The 20,917-nt window shown below is 47.0% G+C and carries 19 protein-coding genes; 12 read left to right on the top strand and 7 right to left on the bottom strand.

Annotated features, from left to right (window positions below; genetic code table 11):
* The first annotated feature begins 255 nt into the window (after positions 1–255).
* The 4 genes from CFT61_RS10485 to CFT61_RS10500 all read left to right on the top strand — a co-directional run bounded on the left by CFT61_RS10485 (position 256) and on the right by CFT61_RS10500 (position 6,350).
* Positions 256–1,509 carry an ATP-binding protein gene (locus CFT61_RS10485; RefSeq protein ID WP_089544380.1) on the top strand — a complete coding sequence of 418 codons (1,254 nt, stop codon included), beginning with the start codon at positions 256–258 and terminating at the stop codon, positions 1,507–1,509.
* 808 nt (positions 1,510–2,317) lie between these two features.
* A complete protein-coding gene (locus tag CFT61_RS10490; RefSeq protein WP_089544381.1) occupies positions 2,318–3,433 on the top strand; it encodes a PDDEXK nuclease domain-containing protein in 1,116 nt (371 codons plus the stop codon).
* Between the two features lie 208 nt (positions 3,434–3,641).
* Entirely contained in the window at positions 3,642–3,848 is a 207-nt protein-coding gene (locus tag CFT61_RS10495) for a hypothetical protein (RefSeq protein ID WP_089544382.1), read from the top strand.
* A gap of 474 nt (positions 3,849–4,322) precedes the next feature.
* Entirely contained in the window at positions 4,323–6,350 is a 2,028-nt protein-coding gene (locus CFT61_RS10500; RefSeq protein ID WP_089544383.1) for an alpha-amylase family glycosyl hydrolase, read from the top strand.
* A 281-nt stretch (positions 6,351–6,631) separates the two neighbouring features.
* Here the strand turns inward: CFT61_RS10500 and CFT61_RS10505 are convergent, their stop codons facing one another.
* Positions 6,632–7,522: an NAD kinase gene (locus CFT61_RS10505; protein WP_089544384.1), complete on the bottom strand. Its 891-nt coding sequence runs from the start codon at positions 7,520–7,522 to the stop codon at positions 6,632–6,634.
* Positions 7,523–7,609: 87 nt separating this feature from the next.
* Between CFT61_RS10505 and CFT61_RS10510 the strand changes: the two genes are divergently transcribed.
* The 5 genes from CFT61_RS10510 to CFT61_RS10530 all read left to right on the top strand — a co-directional run bounded on the left by CFT61_RS10510 (position 7,610) and on the right by CFT61_RS10530 (position 12,663).
* Positions 7,610–8,182: a DJ-1 family glyoxalase III gene (locus CFT61_RS10510; protein WP_089544385.1), complete on the top strand. Its 573-nt coding sequence runs from the start codon at positions 7,610–7,612 to the stop codon at positions 8,180–8,182.
* A gap of 20 nt (positions 8,183–8,202) precedes the next feature.
* Positions 8,203–8,874: a 2-C-methyl-D-erythritol 4-phosphate cytidylyltransferase gene (locus CFT61_RS10515; RefSeq protein ID WP_089544386.1), complete on the top strand. Its 672-nt coding sequence runs from the start codon at positions 8,203–8,205 to the stop codon at positions 8,872–8,874.
* An 88-nt stretch (positions 8,875–8,962) separates the two neighbouring features.
* Positions 8,963–11,059 (top strand): ATP-dependent DNA helicase RecG, encoded by a 2,097-nt coding sequence (gene recG, locus CFT61_RS10520; RefSeq protein WP_089544387.1) that lies wholly within the window; start codon positions 8,963–8,965, stop codon positions 11,057–11,059.
* Between the two features lie 33 nt (positions 11,060–11,092).
* The gene (locus CFT61_RS10525) at positions 11,093–11,446 is read left to right on the top strand and encodes a hypothetical protein (RefSeq protein WP_089544388.1); all 354 of its coding nucleotides are present in this window, start codon (positions 11,093–11,095) and stop codon (positions 11,444–11,446) included.
* 269 nt (positions 11,447–11,715) lie between these two features.
* Complete coding sequence (locus CFT61_RS10530) at positions 11,716–12,663, top strand: M23 family metallopeptidase (protein ID WP_089544389.1); 948 nt, start codon at positions 11,716–11,718, stop codon at positions 12,661–12,663.
* A 100-nt stretch (positions 12,664–12,763) separates the two neighbouring features.
* On the opposite strand, the gene rseP is transcribed toward CFT61_RS10530, so the two are convergent.
* From rseP to tsaB, 6 genes are all read right to left on the bottom strand, one after another.
* The gene (rseP, locus tag CFT61_RS10535; protein WP_089544390.1) at positions 12,764–14,146 is read right to left on the bottom strand and encodes an RIP metalloprotease RseP; all 1,383 of its coding nucleotides are present in this window, start codon (positions 14,144–14,146) and stop codon (positions 12,764–12,766) included.
* Between the two features lie 89 nt (positions 14,147–14,235).
* A complete protein-coding gene (locus CFT61_RS10540) occupies positions 14,236–15,399 on the bottom strand; it encodes a 1-deoxy-D-xylulose-5-phosphate reductoisomerase (RefSeq protein ID WP_089544391.1) in 1,164 nt (387 codons plus the stop codon).
* A 46-nt stretch (positions 15,400–15,445) separates the two neighbouring features.
* Entirely contained in the window at positions 15,446–15,967 is a 522-nt protein-coding gene (rimM, locus tag CFT61_RS10545) for a ribosome maturation factor RimM (RefSeq protein WP_089544392.1), read from the bottom strand.
* A gap of 31 nt (positions 15,968–15,998) precedes the next feature.
* A complete protein-coding gene (murA, locus tag CFT61_RS10550) occupies positions 15,999–17,309 on the bottom strand; it encodes a UDP-N-acetylglucosamine 1-carboxyvinyltransferase (RefSeq protein ID WP_089544393.1) in 1,311 nt (436 codons plus the stop codon).
* A 48-nt stretch (positions 17,310–17,357) separates the two neighbouring features.
* On the bottom strand, positions 17,358–17,963 hold the full coding sequence (locus CFT61_RS10555; protein ID WP_089544394.1) for a DUF4290 domain-containing protein: 606 nt from the start codon (positions 17,961–17,963) through the stop codon (positions 17,358–17,360).
* Positions 17,964–18,043: 80 nt separating this feature from the next.
* Positions 18,044–18,736, bottom strand: coding sequence for a tRNA (adenosine(37)-N6)-threonylcarbamoyltransferase complex dimerization subunit type 1 TsaB (tsaB, locus tag CFT61_RS10560; RefSeq protein ID WP_089544395.1), 693 nt, complete (start codon positions 18,734–18,736; stop codon positions 18,044–18,046).
* Positions 18,737–18,826: 90 nt separating this feature from the next.
* On the opposite strand from tsaB, the gene CFT61_RS10565 reads away from it, so the two are divergent.
* Genes CFT61_RS10565 through nadD form a run of 3 tightly spaced genes read left to right on the top strand, consistent with a single transcriptional unit; the run spans position 18,827 to position 20,876 of the window.
* Complete coding sequence (locus CFT61_RS10565; protein WP_089544396.1) at positions 18,827–19,705, top strand: YicC/YloC family endoribonuclease; 879 nt, start codon at positions 18,827–18,829, stop codon at positions 19,703–19,705.
* A gap of 14 nt (positions 19,706–19,719) precedes the next feature.
* The gene (gene gmk / locus CFT61_RS10570) at positions 19,720–20,292 is read left to right on the top strand and encodes a guanylate kinase (protein WP_089544397.1); all 573 of its coding nucleotides are present in this window, start codon (positions 19,720–19,722) and stop codon (positions 20,290–20,292) included.
* 5 nt (positions 20,293–20,297) lie between these two features.
* Positions 20,298–20,876: a nicotinate (nicotinamide) nucleotide adenylyltransferase gene (gene nadD, locus CFT61_RS10575; RefSeq protein ID WP_089544398.1), complete on the top strand. Its 579-nt coding sequence runs from the start codon at positions 20,298–20,300 to the stop codon at positions 20,874–20,876.
* The last annotated feature ends 41 nt before the right edge of the window (positions 20,877–20,917 follow it).

A 20,917-nucleotide genomic window follows, 5' to 3' on the forward strand; every position in this document is an offset into this window, starting at 1 on the left:
TGGATAGACAATCTCTTCTGAACCATTTATGTCATTTTTTGGGAACTAGAAAATGGGAAAGTGACGAAAAGTGGTAAAACTACCACTTTTTGCTTGTAAATCATGGTAAAAGCCTTCGTTTGAGCCTTTTTAGTGACGAAAAACGGTAAGTTTACCACTTTTTGATAATAAAGTTGCGCATTCTTAGATATTTTTTGTATCTTTGCAGTGACGAAAAGTGGTAATGTTGCCACTTTTTGATAATATAGTATAATTATGGATATTAAAAGACAACAATATTTAGACCAACTTATCGCAAGCCAAAGGAATGGCTTGATTAAGATTATTACAGGTATCAGAAGATGTGGAAAGTCATATCTTCTGTTCAAGTTATTTCATGAGTATCTAAATTCGCAAGGGATTTCAGATGACCATATCATAGAGGTTGCCCTCGATGATCGTACCAATAAGGAACTGCGTGATCCTGATAATCTGTTGAAATACATCAAGGAGCAGATAACAGACAAAAATCTCTACTACATCATGCTTGATGAGGTACAGATGGTAGATGAGTTTACAGATGTATTGAATAGCTTGCTGCATATATCAAATGCAGATGTATATGTTACAGGCAGCAACTCGCATTTTCTATCGACGGATGTAGTGACAGAGTTCCGTGGTAGAGGTGATGAGATACATTTATTTCCATTGTCATTCTCTGAATACTGTGAAGGATATAAAGGGACAATAGACAATGCATGGAAAGATTATTATACATACGGAGGGCTTCCTCTTATTTTGACGCTTGATACAGATAAGAAAAAAGAAGATTATCTGAATAACTTGTATAAGAGTGTGTATCTCGTAGATGTGTTGGAACGCCATAAGATAAAAAACATGGGAGAGTTTGATGAATTGCTGCGAATTATCGCCTCTTCCATTGGTGCTCCATGCAATCCAACGAAGCTTGCCAATACATTCAAGAGTGTCAAGAATGTGGCCATTCATCATCAGACGATAAACAAGTATCTAGGTTTTTTAGAAGATGCGTTTCTTGTGGAAAAGTCCATCAGATATAATATCAAGGGGAAGAAGTATATCAACACCTTGGCAAAATATTACTTTTCGGATCTTGGAATCAGAAACGCTCTCTTAGGCTTTCGCCAGCAAGAAGAGACACATATCATGGAGAATATCATATACAATGAATTGCGTACGAGAGGATATCATGTAGATGTGGGTATGGTGGAAGTCAGAGAGCCAGACAAAAGTGGCAAGTTGTTCAGAAAGCAGTTGGAGGTGGATTTTGTGGTGAATCAAGGAAGTCAGCGATATTACATTCAGTCAGCTTTCGCCATGCCAACATTAGAAAAAGAGGCGCAGGAATCGGCATCACTATTGAGAATTAAGGACTCTTTCAAGAAAATAATCATTGTGAAAGATGATATCAAGCCCAAGAGAAATGAAGATGGCATCCTTACAATCGGGCTGAAAGACTTCTTGTTAGACAAAAACAGTTTAAATTATTAATGCTCAAAATATAGAAAAGTGCCATTCTTCAGGAATGAACTAATGTATATAACTCAAAAAGCGATTACCAAGAATGGAAAGAAAAAGGCTCAGGGGAGATTGTCTTATCCACGGACAATCTCCCCTGAGCCGAAAAATCTCTTTATTTTGAGATGGTAATTGATGGCTAAGCTTAAATATGGCGATGTACCTTGCTCCAATAGGGAATAGTGGGTGTTTTGATAATGAATAGTGGGTGTCTTTGTTATGAATGCTGGGATAAAGGATAGTAACCAGAAGGATGAGGGATAGATATTGGCAGGAGAAAAGGGGTGAGTTATCGGCTGGACGACTAAGTTCGTCTATATGGATGACTCGGGTCATCTATATGGCTCACTACCGTCATCTATATGGATGACCCGGGTCATCCGATACAAAGAAGCCTTTTCTATTCCTTTTGTGATAGTTGCCTTCTCCCTTAGACTAAGTTGCTTTCTCCTTATATGAATAGTTCTTTCTGCTAATTATTATTGTTGTTTCAGTGAATTCTCCTTTCACACTTAAGTAACTGATTATAAGTATATTCTGATGATTGTGAAAGGAGAATGAAATTTTAATTGTTATTTTTGAGAAGCTATTTCTGAAGGTAACTTTATGTTGAAACCCTCATTTTCATTATCATCATCCCTACATTTTTCCCAAAAACCTTGGAAGTTACGAGGAAAAGTCGTATCTTTGCAGAAGAAAAGCTGCACTCGGCAAATTGAAAGCAAGCTTTCTTTGCGCTCGTTTGCATTTTCTTTGCAGATTGAAGCTAACAATCTTCTATATGAAACAAGAAATTGAACAAAAAGAATTAGGCATGGGAAACTTCCAAGGTTATCCATCTTTGTTGAGACAAATCAAGCATCGTGTTTCTTTTGCCCAACAGAAAGCCATGTACGCAGCAAACGAGGAGTTGCTCCGTATGAATTGGGACATCGGTGAAATGCTTACCAAAAGCCAAGAGACTGATGGTTGGGGCAAGAAGACTCTACAGCGCCTAGCTATAGATCTAAAGAATGAGTATCCTGAGAGGAAAGGATTCTCCGTAAGAAACATGCAGTGCATGATGCAGTTCTATAATGAGTACAACAAGGAGTTGACCATGGCTAAAGTTAGAAATATCCCAATTACGCAATCAATGATTGCGCAATTAGGAAACGCCCCGATCGAGCTACCTATCAAGCACTTATCTTGGACTCACAATATCATTCTCATACAGCAAGTAAAAAATATTCAAGCAAGATATTGGTACATGATACAATGCATTATAGGGCATTGGCAGACAAGATACTTAACAGAAGCCATCAAGCTCGATTATTATGGTAAGCATGGCGCTCTCGCCAATAACTTCGACACAACGCTCCCTGCTACAGAAGCACTAGAGGTAAAAGCATTATTGAAAGACCCTTATATTTTCGACATGCTCACTTTCACCGACCAATATGACGAAAGAGACATCGAGATTGGGCTCATCAAACATATCGAAAAATTCTTGGTCGAAATGGGAGCTGGCTTCGCTTTTATGGGAAGACAATATCACATTGAGGTCTCAGGTGATGACTATTATATCGATATGCTGATGTATAACACCTTTTTGCACAGGTATTTAGTTATAGAATTGAAAGCCACTGACTTCATGCCCGAATACATCGGTAAACTCAATTTCTATTGCTCTGCCATAGATGACACGCTTTGCAGAGAAGGCGACAACAAGACTATCGGCTTGCTTCTCTGCAAGACCAAAGACAGAATAAAAGCAGAATATGCACTTCGTGATATACAGAAGCCAATTGGTGTATCTGACTATGAATTAGGTCAAGCTCTGCCGAAAGATTTTCGCAGTAGCCTTCCTTCCATTGAAGAAATCGAAAAGGGACTCAACGAATGGAATCAAGAATAATATTCAATAGGCGGCTCTCAATTCCGAGATCCGCCTATTTTTTCTTTATCATCATCCCTACATTTTTCCCCAAAACCTTGGAAGTTACGAGGAAAAGTCGTATCTTTGCAGAAGAAAAGCTGCACTCGGCAAATTGAAAGCAAGCTTTCTTTGCACTCGTTTGCATTTTCTTTGCGGCAAATTAGAAATAACATTAAAGTAAAGCAATATGGATGTAGCTATAAATAATACAACAACAACTATAACTGTTCCGCAAGTTGACTTCAACTTATTAAAGGAACTGGCAAAGAAGTTTGGCTGGGTTATTCAAACCGAAAAGAAAAGTGGAATTGAAGAAGCCCTAGAAGATGTAAAAGCTGGCAGAGTATATCATGCAAAAGATGCTCACGACTTAATCAAACAGTGCTTAGAATGAAATACTCTATTGGCATTACAAACTCTCAACAATAGAACCCATAGCGATTTTTTAGCCACAAATAACTTTACAAGTTAAATACGGTGAAAAAATCTCTTAAGGGAAGATTTTATTTCCCTTAAGGAAAAAAACATTTTCCCTTAAGGAAAAAAATAAATATCCTTAAGGGAAAATTTTCAATCTCTTCTTTCCCCATTTTCCGGGAGTTTCTCCTCGATTGTCTCTTTTAGGAATATTATTTACATATCGTAATCTATATGCCAGCAGAATGATAGAAGACCTATGATGTGATTCCCCCTCTCACCAGCCACTTCGCAAAGAAGCGGTCGCTTACTAATCGGTTGCTAACGCAGATACAGATGCAAACGTTTGCGCATTTCTTTTGCTCAATTTACACCAGTTGGAGAAACAACTCACCGATTTTCATCGTAACTTTGCAACAGTTATCAAAGCAACAACTCTAACTGAATAAATATGAAGAAAATCTACTTAACACTCGTTGCCCTACTGGCAACCATCAATATGTTCGCACAGGGTTGGCCTGCCAACTATAGCGGCGTGATGCTGCAGGGATTCTACTGGGATTCCTTCAGCGAATCCAAATGGACCAAGCTAGAAGCGCAGGCTCCGGAACTGGGTCAGTACTTCAACCTCGTATGGATTCCACAGAGCGCCTACTGCGGCAACAAGTCAATGGGTTACGACGACCTCTACTGGTTTTCCGACTACGAAAGTTCTTTCGGAAGTGAAAGCGAACTCCGCTCTCTCATCAAGACCTTCAAGAATAACGGCATCGGAACCATCGCCGACGTGGTGATCAATCACCGCAAGAACGTATCAACCTGGTTTGACTTCCCGGTAGAAAACTACAAGGGAGTGACCTACGAGATGAAATCTACCGATATCTGCGCCAACGATGATGGCGGTAAGACCAAGAAAGAGGCAGACAAGCAAGGCGTAAAGCTCAGCAGCAATAATGACACGGGCGACGACTGGGACGGAATGCGCGACCTCGACCACAGCAGCGAGAATGTGCAGACCATCGTAAAGGCTTATCTCGATATGCTCCTCAACGACTTCGGCTATGCCGGATTCCGCTATGATATGGTGAAAGGATACAGCGGAAAGTTTACTGGTATCTACAATACCGCTACCAAGCCTTCCTATTCCGTAGGAGAATATTGGGATGGTGATGTCAGCAAGGTGAAGAACTGGCTCGAAAGCACCAAGGTGAACGAAGAGATTACCAGTGCTGTCTTCGACTACCCTATCCGCTACGTGGTACGCGATGCCATCAATGGCAAATGGTCAAACGTAAAGACAGATGGTCTGGCCAACGATCCAGCTTACAAGCAGTATGCCATCACCTTCGTAGAGAATCACGATACAGAATACCGCTCATCCAGCGAACAGCAGGACCCTATCCGCAAGGATACCCTGGCAGCCAATGCATACATCCTGGCATCTTGCGGTACCCCATGCGTATTCTACAAGCACTGGATTGACTGCAAGCAGGATATCAAGGCGATGATCAATGTCCGTCAACTGGCTGGCATCACCAATACCAGCAATACTACCTTCAATGCTTATAAGGGCGAGGGATATAATGGTATTATGACCACCGGCACAAAGACTTCGCTCCTTGCCATCGTGGGCCCTAACGCCAACAAGTTTGAAGTGTCTAACGCATACGCTGAAATTCTCAACGGCTATCACTATCGCTATTTCATGTCCAAGAAGGCAAACGTGGCTTGGGTTAATCTGGCATCAGGCGAATACGAGGGTGCACAGAAAGCAAAGCTCGTGGCAGTAAGCAACGCAGACGATGCCCAATTGGTTTATACAACTGATGGCACCGAACCTACAGCCAGCAGCAAGAAGGCAAAAAGCGGCGAAGAACTGGAGATTCCTTTCGGCGAGACAACCCTGAAGGTGGGCTTACTGGTAGATGGCGTTGTGAGCGGCGTGCTGACCCGTACTTACAAGGTAGAAAAGCCTGCAGACTTCGACCCATACGATATCACCGTATATGCCAACGCAGACCAGGTAGGATGGAAAGATGGCTTCAACTTCTGGGCTTGGTGCGAGAAACCAGATGAGAATCTGACCGCCACTAATAAATGGCCTGGCGACAAGGTTACCCAGTGCAAGGAGATCGAAGGAAAGAAATGGTATTATCAGACTTACAAGATCAAGAGCAAGGACTATAAGGTTTCATTCGTATTCAGTACAGGTACCGGAACTCCACAGACCGTAGATTTTACGGATATCAACAAGGATACCTACCTGGAGGTTCTGAATGAGAAGAACAATGAAGGTCACTATAAGATCAAGGATGTAACTGCCGATATGCCAACAACAGGCATCACCGATGCACCGGTCATCGACAAGACAACAAGCACCAACAATGCCTGGTACACCCTGGATGGAATGAAGATGAATCAGAAGCCACAGCAAACTGGCATCTATATTCATCAGGGCAAGAAGATCGTTATCAGATAAAGTCGTTCAAGACTTTGTAAAATATAAGATATAGGTTTCAAAAAGGTTTAGATTTATTTTATAAAAGGTTTAAGATTGTTGATGAAAGATGTAGGTTCTAGTTTGAATAAGGTTTAAAGATTGTAGGGTATAGTTTTGGTTTGAATAAGGTTTAAGATTGTTGATAACAAGGTTTAGATTATTTAAAAACATAGGTTTAGTTTTCAGGGTAAACATCAAAAAGAAACGCCTGGCGTAGCAATTCTGAAAAAGCTACACCAGGCGTTATTCTTTTTATATTACTATCTCTGCCTCTGATCTGCTCCCCACATCAGCTTTTCTCTCAGCGTAGAGAAATATCGCTGGTTGCGCTGCTTCACAATCTTGATAGAGTGAGGCGCCTTGCGGATAATCAGGCGGGTCTGCTCGGTCATGCGTTCGCTTCTGCCATCAATCGCCACGAGATAATTATGGCTTCGGCTCTCCACATCCAGCACGATCTCTGCCGTATCATTGATTACGATAGGGCGGATGTTCAAGCTATGAGGTGCCACAGGAGTAAGACAGAGACTGCCACTCTGCGGAATGATGATAGGTCCGCCATTAGAGAGATTATAAGCCGTAGAACCCGTAGGCGTGGTCACGATAAGACCATCCGCCTGATAGGTAACCAGAAACTCGCCATCCACCTGCGTGCGGATGGATATCATCGAAGCATCATCACGTTTCAGCACAGCGATGTCATTCAGGGCAAAAGGATAGCCCGCCAAGATGCCGCCCTCTGCCTTCACCTCGATGATGGCATGTTCCTCTATCCTGCATTCGCCGGCATAGAGACTATCCAGCGCTGAATCTATCTCGCCAGGCAGCACATCGGCAAGGAATCCCAATCGGCCCATATTCACGCCGAGGATAGGCGTTCCCTTGGCTCCCACACGGCTCGCCGCCTTGAGGAAGGTACCGTCACCACCCATCGAAATAACATAATCTACATCAAAATTGTAATCCTCGAATACACCTGCTGCCTGCACTTCAAGGTGCTCCACCTTGGTAAGAAAGTCGTAGAAGAGACTTTCGATATACACTTCAGCCTCTCTTTTCTCCAGATAAGAGAGGATTCGCATGATGGAAGCACTCTTCTTGGCCTGATATTCATTGCCAAATATAGCAAATTTCAAATGTTGTTGTGCCATTATTTTGTTATTTCAATTATTATTCTTACATTTGCAGTTGCAAAAATAGCATTAATTATTGAATTACGCAATAAAAAAGATAAAATTATGGCTAAGGTATATGAATTTCTTGCCAACGGCTTCGAGGAAATCGAAGGATTGGCTCCTGTTGACATCCTGCGCAGAGGTGGCGTGGATATCAAGACAGTAAGTGTCACCGGAACTGAATGGGTAGAGACTTCCCACGGCATCACCATCAAGGCTGACCTCAAGTTTGAGGACATCCAGAGTTTCGAGGATGCCGATATGCTCCTCCTGCCTGGCGGAATGCCTGGCAGCAGTCATCTCAACGAGCACGAGGGTGTACGCCAGGCTCTCATCGCCCAGCACAAGGCAGGCAAGCGAATCGGTGCCATCTGCGCTGCCCCTATGGTTCTGGCAAGCACCAGTATCCTCGATGGCAAGAAGGCAACCTGCTATCCTGGATTCGAGCAGTATTTCAGCGACAGTACCGAATATACCGCTACCCTCTTCCAGGAGGATGGCAACGTGATAACAGGCGAAGGTCCTGCAGCTACCCTCCCATACGCCTACAAGATACTGAGCTACTTCGCAGGCGATGGCATCACTGGCGAATTGCAGAAGGGCATGATGTACACCCACCTGATGGAAAGCAAGTAAAAGAACAAAAAACAAGAAATATGGATTATGTAATCATAGTAGCCGGAGGCAAGGGCCTCCGCATGGGAAGCGAGATTCCCAAGCAGTTTTTGCCAGTAGCTGGCAAGCCTATCCTGATGCGCACCATCGAGCGCTTCTACGAGTACAGCCCAGAGTTGAACATCATCCTGGTGCTCCCGGAAAGCCAGCAGGAATACTGGCACCAGCTCTGCCAGGAGCATCATTTCAGCATCAAGCATCAGATTGCCAATGGCGGCGATACCCGCTTCCAGTCATCCAAGAACGGACTGGCGCTGGTTCCTGATACCGAAGACGGCGTGGTAGGTTTCCACGATGGCGTGCGCCCTTTCGTATCTACAGAGGTAATCAATGAATGCTACGAGACGGCACGCGAGGAGTATGCAGCCATCCCGGTATATGCCGTTACCGATACCCTGCGCTACATCGACCAGCACGGAGGCGGAAAGAATGTACTCCGCAGCGACTACCGTGTGGTTCAGACTCCCCAGACCTTCGACATCGGTCTAGCCAAGCAGGCATTCAACCAGGAGTACAAGGAGCAGTTCACCGATGATGCATCGGTAGTAGAGAGCCTCGGCTGCCAGGTGGCAATGGTAGATGGCAATCGTGAGAACATCAAGATTACCACCCCCTTCGACATCAAGATTGCCGAAGCCCTCCTGAATCAATAGCCCGCCAGCGCAAGCCCGCTATCAGCAAGCTAGCCCCCCGTTCCAGGCGATTCCATCGCCTGTCCCCCATATCAAAACCATCACAAACATGAGCAGTATTCTAGATCAAGACATCCAATTCCTACCTAGCGTAGGCACCAAGACGAAAGAGATTCTGAGCAAAGAGCTCGGCATCCGCTCGTATGGTGACCTGCTGGAATACTACCCCTACAAATACGTAGATCGCTCAAAAATCTTCCATATCAGCGAGTTAACTTCAGATATGCCCTTCGTACAGCTTAAGGGCAAGATCCTGAGCTACGAGGAAGTCGATATCGGCAAGCGCAACAAGATGCTCGTGGCGCATTTCTCCGATGGCTACGGCGTGGTAGATCTGGTATGGTTCCGCAGCGCCCAGTACATCATCAAGAGCTACAAGATAGGCACCGAATACATCGTCTTCGGCAAGCCGTCCGCCTATAACGGCAGATTCCAGTTTGCCCATCCCGACATAGATGATGCAAGCAAGCTGCAGATTTCCGAGATGGGAATGCAGCCCTTCTACGGGTTGACAGAAAACATGAAGAAGCGCGGTTATACCTCACGAAGCATCGAAAGGATAACCCGCAACCTGGTCAGCATTCTCCCACCTCTGCCCGAAACGCTCCCCGACTTCATCGTCAACCGCCTGCATCTCGTATCCCGCGATGCCGCCCTCCGGATGATCCACTATCCCCATTCCCACCAGGAAATGCAGAAGGCGCAGGTTAGACTGAAGTTCGAGGAGCTGTTCTACGTGCAGCTTAATATATTAAGGTACGCGAGCGACCAGCGACGAAAATACCGCGGCTACATCTTCAACCGCATCGGAGACATCTTCAACGGCTTCTACGCCCATCATCTTCCGTTCGAACTCACGGGTGCCCAGAAACGGGTGATGCACGAGATCAGGGCCGATATGTGCAGCGGCAGACAGATGAACCGGCTCCTTCAGGGCGACGTAGGTTCGGGCAAGACGCTCGTAGCCCTGATGACTATGCTCATCGCTCTGGACAACGGCTATCAAGCCTGTCTGATGGCACCTACCGAAATCCTCGCAGAGCAGCATCTGCAGACTATCCGCGATTTCCTGCAGGGCATGGACATCCGGGTGGAACTCCTCACCGGCATCGTCAAGGGCAAGAAACGGAAGGAGATACTCGACGGACTTGCCACCGGCGATATCCAGATACTGATAGGCACGCATGCCGTGATAGAAGACCCTGTGGCTTTCCATCGCCTTGGCGTAGCGGTAATCGACGAGCAGCACCGGTTTGGAGTGGCGCAGAGAGCCAAGCTCTGGGCGAAGAGCGAGAATCCGCCCCATGTGCTGGTGATGACCGCCACCCCTATCCCCCGCACGCTGGCGATGACCATCTATGGCGATCTGGACGTGAGCGTAATAGACGAGTTGCCGCCTGGCAGAAAACCGATTCAGACACTGCATAAGTTTGATAATCAGCTCACCAGTCTCTATCAGAGCATCCGCCGGCAGATTAATCTGGGCAGACAGGTCTATATCGTCTTCCCGCTGATCAAGGAGAACGAAAAGATAGACCTGAAGAATCTGGAAGAAGGTTATGAGACGCTGAAGCAGGCTTTTCCGGAGTTCCGCCTGAGCAAGATTCACGGCAGGATGAAATCTGCCGAAAAAGAAGCTGAGATGGAGCAGTTTGTGAAGGGAAAGACCCAGATTCTCGTTGCCACCACCGTGATAGAGGTAGGCGTGAATGTGCCGAACGCCTCGGTGATGGTAATCCTGGATGCCCAACGCTTCGGACTCTCGCAGCTGCATCAGCTCAGAGGACGAGTGGGACGTGGCTGCGACCAGAGCTACTGCATCCTGGTAACCGGTTACAAACTTTCAGAAGAAACCCGCAAGCGAATAGACATCATGTGTGATACCAACGATGGATTCCGCATAGCCGAAGCCGACCTGAAGCTCCGTGGTCCGGGCGACCTGGAGGGCACCCAGCAGAGCGGAATGGCATTCGACCTGAAAATAGCGAATATAGCCCGAGACGGCCAACTGGTGCAGCTAGCCCGTACCGAGGCCCAGGCCATCATCGATGCCGATCCACAATGCGAGCATCCTCAGAATTCTCTTCTCTGGAACCGGCTCCGGGAGCTCAAGAAAACCCATATCAATTGGGCAGCCATCAGCTAGCAGAAAAAGATCAAAAAATAAAAAAGCAAAGAAATGGATAAAAGACGCAAACCAGCCATCCGGGAGCCTCGTCCCCACCTCACCATGGAGGAGATGAGATCCTATCTCACATCCCTAAAGAAAATAGAAAGCGTAACGGGCATCCGCTACATCAAGCTCCACGTTACCGCCAAGATGATTATAGGTATCCGCGAAGCATCGGGCAAGGAATTCACCATCAATCTCGATGATCTTTTCCGTGCCTACAACGAGTGCCTGCGCTTTACAAGCCCAGAAGTCAAGAAGTACATCTTCATGGGCCATTCACCCGCCGTGGCGCTGCTCAGAAGACTGCAAAACCGGCAACCTGTTGATACAGAATCTTTCCACGAAGAAGAAAAGAAATGAAAAGGTGCTCCGGAAAGCCTATTTGTCAAAAATATAAAAAAGAAAATCCTAACAAAGGTTAAAAACAAAAAGTCAGCGTTAAATATCAAGCAGATAGCGTTAACAACCTTGGTTTTTTGGAATATTCTTGTTATATTTGCAACGTCTATATAACAAAATCACATCTTAAGGCACTTGCTTTAGTGGTTTTGGCAGGATTTTTTGCTATATTACGTTCTGCACTTATTGACACAATGGACCTAAAAAAGAAAATAGAATTTAAAAGTAGTATGAGTTTTAGAAAGCAAATAAAGAAAATTTCGGTCGTGGCATTGTTGGCGTTAACAACTGTACCCGTTTGCGGTCAGGACTTATTAGCCAGACAAGCTCCAGTTGACCATCGAATGAAATCATTGGATACTCTCGCAGTATCGCATTATCGACTGATGGAAGATCGAGAAAACCCTTCTGCAGAACTGTATGAGGATTTCTCCAACAAGTATGCCCACAAGGCAACCACATTGCCTGAGCGCTACCGTATCGACCTCCGTCACTTCTGTATGCCAACTTCTAGTCGTGTTGTCACAAGTAACTTCGGTTACCGTGCTAGCTTTGGCCGCCAACATAAAGGTATGGACATCAAGGTTTATATTGGCGACTCAATCCACGCAGCCTTCTCAGGCAAAGTTCGCATAGTAAGATACGACCGTGGTGGTTATGGTAAGTTCATCGTAATCCGTCACAACAATGGCTTGGAGACCATCTATGGCCATCTCTCTGAGCAGCTCGTTTCAGAGAACCAGGAAGTAAGAGCCGGAGAAGTAATCGGCTTGGGTGGTAATACAGGTAGAAGTACAGGTTCTCACCTCCACTTCGAGACTCGTCTCTGCGGTGTAGCCCTGAACCCAGCCCTGTTCTTCGACTTCCGCAACCAGGACGTTACCGGTGACTTCTACAATTTCAACCGTGATACTTACGAAAGCGAGTATGCTGAGGCAAATGCAGCCCGTGGCAAGATTGGCAACGGCGGCTATACCCGAGAGCAGGTAAACGGTGGCGAAGTGGGCAGATATACCACAAGCGCATCTGGCGAGAAGCTTTACCACAAGGTAAAGGCTGGCGAGACTTTGACGAGCATTGCTGAAAAACGTGGCGTTAGCGTAGAGCAGATTTGCCGCCTCAATGGCTATCGCAAGGATAAGAAGCTGTCTCCAGGACAGATTATCCGCTACTCTTAAATTACCAGTAAGTTATAATATACAAACAAAAAAAGAGATAAGCATCACGAAGTGCTTATCTCTTTTTTTTGTCTGTATCTATTATATTCTCCAGCGGCCATTACATCAAGCCGAAGAATCGCAATACATCGTTCAGATTCGCTACAACAAGCAGCAGCAGGAGGATTCCGAATCCTACGTACTCTGCACGTTCCATGAACTTATCGCCAGGCTTACGACCCGTAATTACCTCGTAGAGGAGGAAGAAAACATGACCACCATCCAATGCCGGGATAGGCAGGATATTCATGAATGCCAGAATAATGCTCAGGAATGCTGTCATCATCCAGAAGGCGTGCCAATCCCACATAGAAGGGAAGAGGCTACCCAGGGCTCCGAAACCGCCCAGACTCTTGGCGCCCTCCTTGGTGAATACATATTTCATATCGCCTACATAACCCGAAAGCACATTCCAGCCATACTTCACACCAGCTGGGAAACTCTGGAAGAAGCCATAACTGATATGGGTTACCTTGTAATCGAGCATCACAGGATGATTATAGAAGCCGAACTTCACACCCTCATCGCCTGACTGAAGCAATACGCTGTTCTTCAGGGTATCGCCAGAAGCCTTCACATACTCAACACTGGCTGTGAGTGCCTTCACGCTGTCCTGATGAGAGGTAGCAGCGGTAAGCATATCGTTCACACGGCCCATCTCCAACTGGAAATCGTTGAAAGACTCCACTTTCTTGCCGTTTACGGTCAGGACCTTGTCACCCTTCACCAATCCCAGTTTGCTGGCAGGCGAATCCTTCATCACACTGTCTATCTGCAATGGGATATACACCTCAACGAATCGAGGGCTCTCCTTGATCATGCTCAGCATATCAAGATCGCCAGGCAGATTCAAGCTCATCGGCTTGCCGCCACGGATGATATTCACACGGGTGGCTGTAGAGAGATCGCGATACATATCGCCATCATAGGTCTTGAACTCGCCCTTGTCGGTACCAACCAGGATATCGTGATCCTGGAAGCCCAAAGCCTTGGCCTCTGTATTGAACTTCATTCCCTGGGTCATGTGCTTGGTAGCCACATAGTCGTCACCCCAATGGAAAAGAATCATGGAATAGATGAAGAGCGCCAGCAAAAAGTTGACCAGCACACCACCTATCATGATCAGCATTCGCTGCCAGGCAGGTTTGCTTCGGAACTCGTATGGCTGCATAGGCTGCTTGAGCTGCTCGGTATCGAAACTCTCATCTATCATACCCGAAATCTTGCAATATCCGCCCAATGGTAGCCATCCCAAACCATAAGTGGTATCAGAGTTCTTTGGCTTGAACTCGAAAAGGTGGAACCATGGATCGAAGAACAGATAGAACTTCTCCACTCTTACGCCAAAGAGCTTGGAGAAGAAAAAGTGTCCGCCCTCATGGAGCAGCACCAGGATGGAAAGCGATAGCATCAACTGCAACGCTTTGATCAAAAATACTTCCATTTATTTACTTTGAACTGTGAACCTTGAACTTTGAACTTGATGATTAGTCCTATATTCTGCGTTCATTTTTAACTATTAACTATTAATTATTAACCATTAACTTTCATCAACTCTGCGGCAATACGGCGCGCCTCGGCATCAGTCTGCAGATAGACATCAAGATCAGGATTGCTGTCGAAAGTGGCCTTTGCCATCGTCTTCTCGATGATATCCGCCATCTGCAGGAAACCGCATTCGCCCTTGCGGAAGCCGGCATTCACAATCTCATTGGCTGCATTCACGATGCACGACATATTGCCACCCTTCTTGATGGCATCAAAGGCAAGCTGCAGACACTTGAACTTCTTGTAATCAGGCTCAAAGAACTGCAAGTCTTGAGCCTTGAAGAGGTCGAGACGATCGCCATTGAGATGCAGGCGCTGTGGGAAGGAGAAGGCATACTGGATAGGCAGACGCATATCCGGCACACCCAACTGAGCCTTCACGGCACCATCAGCAAACTGTACGGCACTGTGTACGATGCTCTGTGGATGAATCAGCACCTGAATCTTCTCGGCAGGAACGCCGAAGAGCCACTTAGCCTCTGTCACTTCGAAACCCTTGTTCATCAATGACGCAGAATCGATGGTAATCTTGGCGCCCATATCCCAGGTAGGATGCTTCAGCGCATCGGCAGCGGTAACCTTCTCCAGCTGCTCGTGGGTAAAGTTGCGGAAAGGACCGCCAGAGCAGGTAAGGAGGAGCTTCTCTACCTCGTTATCGCCCTCGCCCACCAGACTCTGGAAGATGGCGCTATGCTCGCTATCCACAGGAAGGATAGGCACGTGATATTCCTGGGCAAGATTGCAGATCAGCTCACCTGCCACCACCAGGGTCTCCTTGTTGGCAAGACAGATCTTCTTGCGAGCCTTGATGGCATGGATGGTTGGCTCCAGACCGGAAAAACCTACCATGGATGCAAGCACCATATCAATAGGCTCTGCCTGCACGATATCGCAGAGCGCCTGGGCACCGGCATAGACCTTGATATCAGGTTCATCGCTGAGCAGATTCTTCAACTCGTCGTAATGCGCCTCATTGGCAACCACTACAGCAGCAGGATGGAACTTATGCGCCTGCTCGGCAAGCTCCTTCACCCTGTTATTGGCGGTAAGGCAATATACCTCGTAAAGGTCGCTGTGCTGCTCGATGACATCCAGCGCCTGTGTGCCAATACTTCCCGTAGAACCGAGAATACATATCTGTTGTTTCATTTTATTTAGAACTTTGAAATTTGAACTTCTTCACTCTTCACTTAACTTACAAATCGAGCAGCCCCTCTGGGATTGCCATTCTGATTTCCTTTTTTTCAGCACTCACCTCTTCTATCAAGTCGTTGCTGGCAGGAATCAGCAGGTCATCACCTTCGGGGGTTGTTACCTCGAAAAGGAGATTGAGCGTGGAATCATCTACACGATCCAGAGTTCCCACCACCTTTCCGGTTACGGCATCCACCAGCTGGAAGCCGATGATTTCTGCCCAGGTCATGTTCTCTCCATCGCTATCCGAGAGGTGGCGAGGGAAAAAGACCTCACATCCGGTATAGTTGCGCGCCTGCTCCTGCGTATCGATATCCTCGAACTTCACGAGCACATTCTCATCGTTCTTGAAGCGATACTCCTCCAGATAGAAAGGCACCAGGATGCCATCGATATCAAGAACAAGATATTCTGCATCCACACGGTCGAAGACATCATCGGTGATGGCAAAGGTTATCTCGCCCTTCACTCCATGAGGCTTGCCCAGCTTACCTATCTTATATACTTCGTCACGTCTTATCATAATTTACTTGGAACTTTGAATTTTGTTACACCTAGTCGCTGACACGGGTAATCTTGGCACCCAACTGGTTCAGGCGCTGCTCGATATCCTCGTAGCCACGGTCTATTTGGGCGATATTAGCAATACGGCTGGTGCCGTTGGCGCTCATCGCAGCAATCAGCAGGGCAATACCGGCACGGATATCCGGACTCGTCATTCTGCCCGGACGCAGCTTCAGCTTGTGATCATGACCTACCACCACTGCACGGTGAGGATCGCAGAGGATGATCTGCGCACCCATATCTATCAGTTTATCCACGAAGAAGAGACGGCTCTCGAACATCTTCTGATGGAAAAGCACACTTCCGCGAGCCTGGGTTGCCACCACGAGGAGCACCGACAGGAGGTCTGGCGTAAGTCCTGGCCATGGTGCATCTGCCAGGGTCATGATGGTGCCATCAATGAACGAGTCGATCACATAGTGCTTCTGTTCCGGAATGAAGAGGTCATCGCCCTCTACCTTCACCTTCACACCGAGTCGGCGGAAGGCATCAGGAATGATACCCAGGTCCTTCACCGACACATCCTTGATGCGGATGCCGGCTCCACACATGGCAGCCATACCGATGAAGGAACCCACCTCGATCATATCAGGCAGGATGCGATGCTCGGCGCCATGCAGCTTCTCCACACCCACGATGGTGAGCAGATTGCTGGCAATGCCACTGATCTGGGCACCCATAGAATTGAGCAGGTGACAGAGCTGCTGGATGTATGGTTCGCAGGCTGCATTATAGATGGTGGTGGTTCCCTTGGCAAGAACCGCCGCCATGATGATGTTGGCAGTACCGGTAACCGAAGCCTCATCAAGCAGCATATAGCATCCCTTCAGCTTCTTGGCCTGTATCTGATATACATTGCGCTCCTCATCGTGTACGAAGGTTGCACCCAGGTACTTGAATCCCAGGAAGTGGGTATCAAGACGGCGGCGGCCGATCTTATCGCCACCCGGCTTGGCGATGGTAGCCTTGCCGAATCTGCCGAGCAAGGGTCCGAACATCAGTACACTGCCACGCAGCGAAGAACACTTCTTCACGAACTCCAGACTGTCGAGATAATCCAGTTTCAGCTCATCACTCTGGAAGGTATAATCATGACGGCTGTTTCGGGTTACCTTCACACCGATTTCCTGGAGCAACTTGATCAGGTTGTTCACATCCAGGATGTCCGGCACATTGGTAATGCGCACGGGTTCATCGGTAAGAATGGTGGTACAGATCACCTGCAGCGCCTCATTCTTGGCTCCCTGCGGGGTGATGGTACCTTGGAGCGGATGACCGCCCTCTATGATGAAAGACTCCATAAGCTTGTCTAATTATTATAATCTAATTATCTAAATTACAAAAAGTGATTACTTTTTCTTCTTATTATTATTGTTATTGCTGCGAGCTGGGGTCTCCTTTACTTTCTCGAAGACGAAATGCTTGAGATCGAGTTTGATCTTGCCATCGGTAAATCTCGCCAGATCGGCAGCCACCTTCTGCTCATCGCAGGAACCATGACTCCACTGCATCAGGTTGCGATGCATCTGGTTGGCTGTCAGCTTCACCAGTTCATCTCTTTCCTTGCCCGGCTCCATGTGCTTCAGCTTCTCGAAGATTTCGAAAAGCATGGCACCATAATGGCGCACGGGAATACGCAGGTTAGGATATTCCACGGTTTCGGGTTTCTTGGCTATCTTTGCAGCATTGCTTACATCGAAAGGATAATCGATGTCGAGTTGGAAATTGCTCATGATGGCGAGATGATCCCAGAGTTTCTGCTCATGGTTTTCCAAGCCTCTGTTTTCCGGAAACATACGATCCATGATCTTGATGATAGACTCGGCACAGCGCTGGCGCTCCTTGCGGTCTTCCAACTCTACACAGTAATCCACCATCTGCTGAATCTCACGTCCGTATTCAGGCAGCACGAGCTTTTCTCGCGTTGTATTATAGTCTAATCCTATTTTATTCATATTTACTTGCTTGTTTCTTTTATTATTCAGAGGATAACCCCACTATTCAAATCTGCGGATGCTCCCGCCATCCATCTCTCCTAGATAAGCTTTTTAGGCATCTTTGCCACGAAATCCTTGAGATAGAATGGTACGAAGTAAGCCACATCCTCAAACTTGCCCTCTACGAATCTCTTCTCGGCAAGCGGTGCCATATTCTTGGCAAGCGGCTCGATGCCCTCCACGAGATGCGCATGAGGATGGTTGATGGTCTCCATACACTTGGCTGCACCGTTTCCGAAGAAATATACATGATGCCCGTCCAGATATTCCTTGTAGGTTTCAGCATCCACGATATCAGCCTGGATAGGGCGAACCACCTTCAGGGAGCGGTCGAGCACTTCGGCATACACCTCCATACGGCGCGCGTCGAGCATAGGTACGATGAGGGCATCTTCCTGTTCAGGATGTTCGCCAAGCAATACTGGCACAGCCATCAATTCGAGGGTTGGTACTGCGATGAGCTTCACCCCACGACCATAGCAGATGCCCTTAGCCATACTCACACCGATACGCAATCCGGTATAGGAGCCAGGACCACAACTTACAGCCACAGCCTCTAATGGAAGACCATGGGAATCGAGGAAATCAAGAGCCTCATCAACAAACACACCCAACTTAACTGCATGGTTAGGACCCGTGTGATCTTCCTGGTTGAAAATCACCTGTCCACTATCACTAATTGCCACTGAGCACACGTCCGTACTCGTCTCAATATTCAAAATACACGACATAATTAAAAAATATATTCTTAAATAAGTTGCAAATATACGCATTTTCTCGCTTTTTTTGTACTTTTGCAGAAATTTAACGTGAAAGATTATATGATACAGTCAATGACAGGCTTCGGAAAAGCTACCGCGGCCTACAAAACAAAGAAGATTAATGTAGAGATAAAGTCATTAAACAGCAAGAATCTTGACCTCTCTACACGTATCGCCCCTCTCTACAGAGAGAAGGAGATGGAGATTCGTCAGTATATAGCTAAGAGCCTGGAAAGAGGCAAGATTGACTTCTCCATCTGGATTGAGAAGGATGCAGCTACAGATGCTACTCCCATCAACAGTGCGCTTGTTCAGAATTATTATCAGCAGATCAAGAAAATATCTGCTGAAACAGGTATTCCTGAGCCTACCGATTGGTACAGCACCTTGTTGCGTCTTCCTGATGTAACAACCAAAACTGATGTGGAAGAATTAACCGACGAGGAGTGGGCGGTGGCAAAAAATGCAATTTGCGAGGCTATCGGCCATCTGAGCGACTTCCGCAAGCAGGAAGGAGCTGCCCTGCAGAAGAAATTCACCGAGAAAGTGGATAATATCCAGGCTCTCCTTGCCAGCATTGAACCATACGAGAAGGCACGCGTGGAGAAGATCCGCCAGAACATCGTAAACGGTCTGCAGCAGATTCCGAATGTGGATTATGACAAGAACCGTCTGGAGCAGGAGCTCATCTACTACATCGAGAAGCTCGACATCAGCGAGGAGAAGCAGCGCCTTGCCAACCACCTGAAGTATTTCCGCGAGACCATGAATGAGGAAGGTCATGGTGTGGGCAAGAAGCTCGGATTCATCGCCCAGGAAATGGGTCGCGAAATCAACACCACAGGTTCCAAGAGCAATCAGGCTGAAATGCAGAACATCGTGGTGAAGATGAAGGATGAGCTGGAACAGATTAAGGAACAAGTGCTGAATGCACTCTAAAGAAAAAAGGAAAAATGAAGAACGGATTATTGATTTTCAGCGCCCCATCGGGCAGCGGCAAGAGTACCATCGTCAACTGGTTGATGAAAGAGCACCCAGAGTTGAAGTTGGCTTTCTCTATCAGTTGTACCTCTCGTGCCCCTCGCGGCACAGAGCAGAATGGAGTAGAGTATTTCTTCCTGTCTCCAGAGGAATTCAAGTCCAAGATTGAGGCTGATGAGTTCCTGGAGTATGAGGAAGTTTACCAGGATAGATTCTACGGCACCTTGAAGTCGCAGGTAGAAAACCAGCTTGCCAAGGGCGAGTCTGTGATTTTCGACGTAGATGTAAAGGGTGGCGTCAATATCAAGAAGTTCTATGGCGAACGTGCCCTGAGCATCTTCGTGCAACCTCCTTCGGTAGAGGAACTGCGCCGCCGTCTGGTAGGCCGCAACACAGATGCCCCTGAGGTAATCGAGCAGCGCCTTGCCAAGGCTAGCTACGAGTTGACCTTCGCTCCTCAGTTCGACCACGTAGTCGTAAACGATGACTTGGAAAAAGCTCAGCAGGAGGTTTATCAGCTAGTAAAAGACTTTTTGAGCGAATAATTGAAATGAAAAAGGTAGGAATCTTCGGAGGCAGCTTCAACCCCATCCATACCGGCCACATCGCATTGGCGAAAAGCCTCTGCGAGAAGGCGGGACTGGACGAAGTGTGGTTCATGGTCTCCCCCATGAACCCATTCAAGAAAGCTACTACCGACCTGCTCGATGACCACCTGCGCCTGGAGATGGTAGAAAAGGCCCTGGAGAATGAACCCCAGCTGAAGGCATGCGACTATGAGTTCCGCCTGCCCAAGCCTTCCTATACCTGGCACACTCTGCAGGCCATCAGCAAGGATTATCCAGAATGTGAGTTTACATTATTAATAGGCGGCGACAACTGGGCAGCATTCGACAAGTGGTACCATCACGACGATATCCTTGCCCACTACCCTATCGTGGTCTATCCCCGCCAAGGCTCCTGCATAGGCGAAGTGCCTGCCGGTGTGACCATCGTAGAAACCCCGCTGCTCAACATCAGCAGCACGGAGATACGCGAATGCATCAAGACCGGAAAAAGCATCGAAGGTATGGTTCCCGAATGCATCGAGGACCTCGCCATCAAAAACTATCAGGCGCTCTTAGTCTAAAAGAGTGCCAAAACATCAATTCTCTAAAAATAGCAAACATC

The sequence above is a fragment of the Segatella copri genome (assembly GCF_002224675.1).
GTDB lineage: Bacteria > Bacteroidota > Bacteroidia > Bacteroidales > Bacteroidaceae > Prevotella > Prevotella copri_U.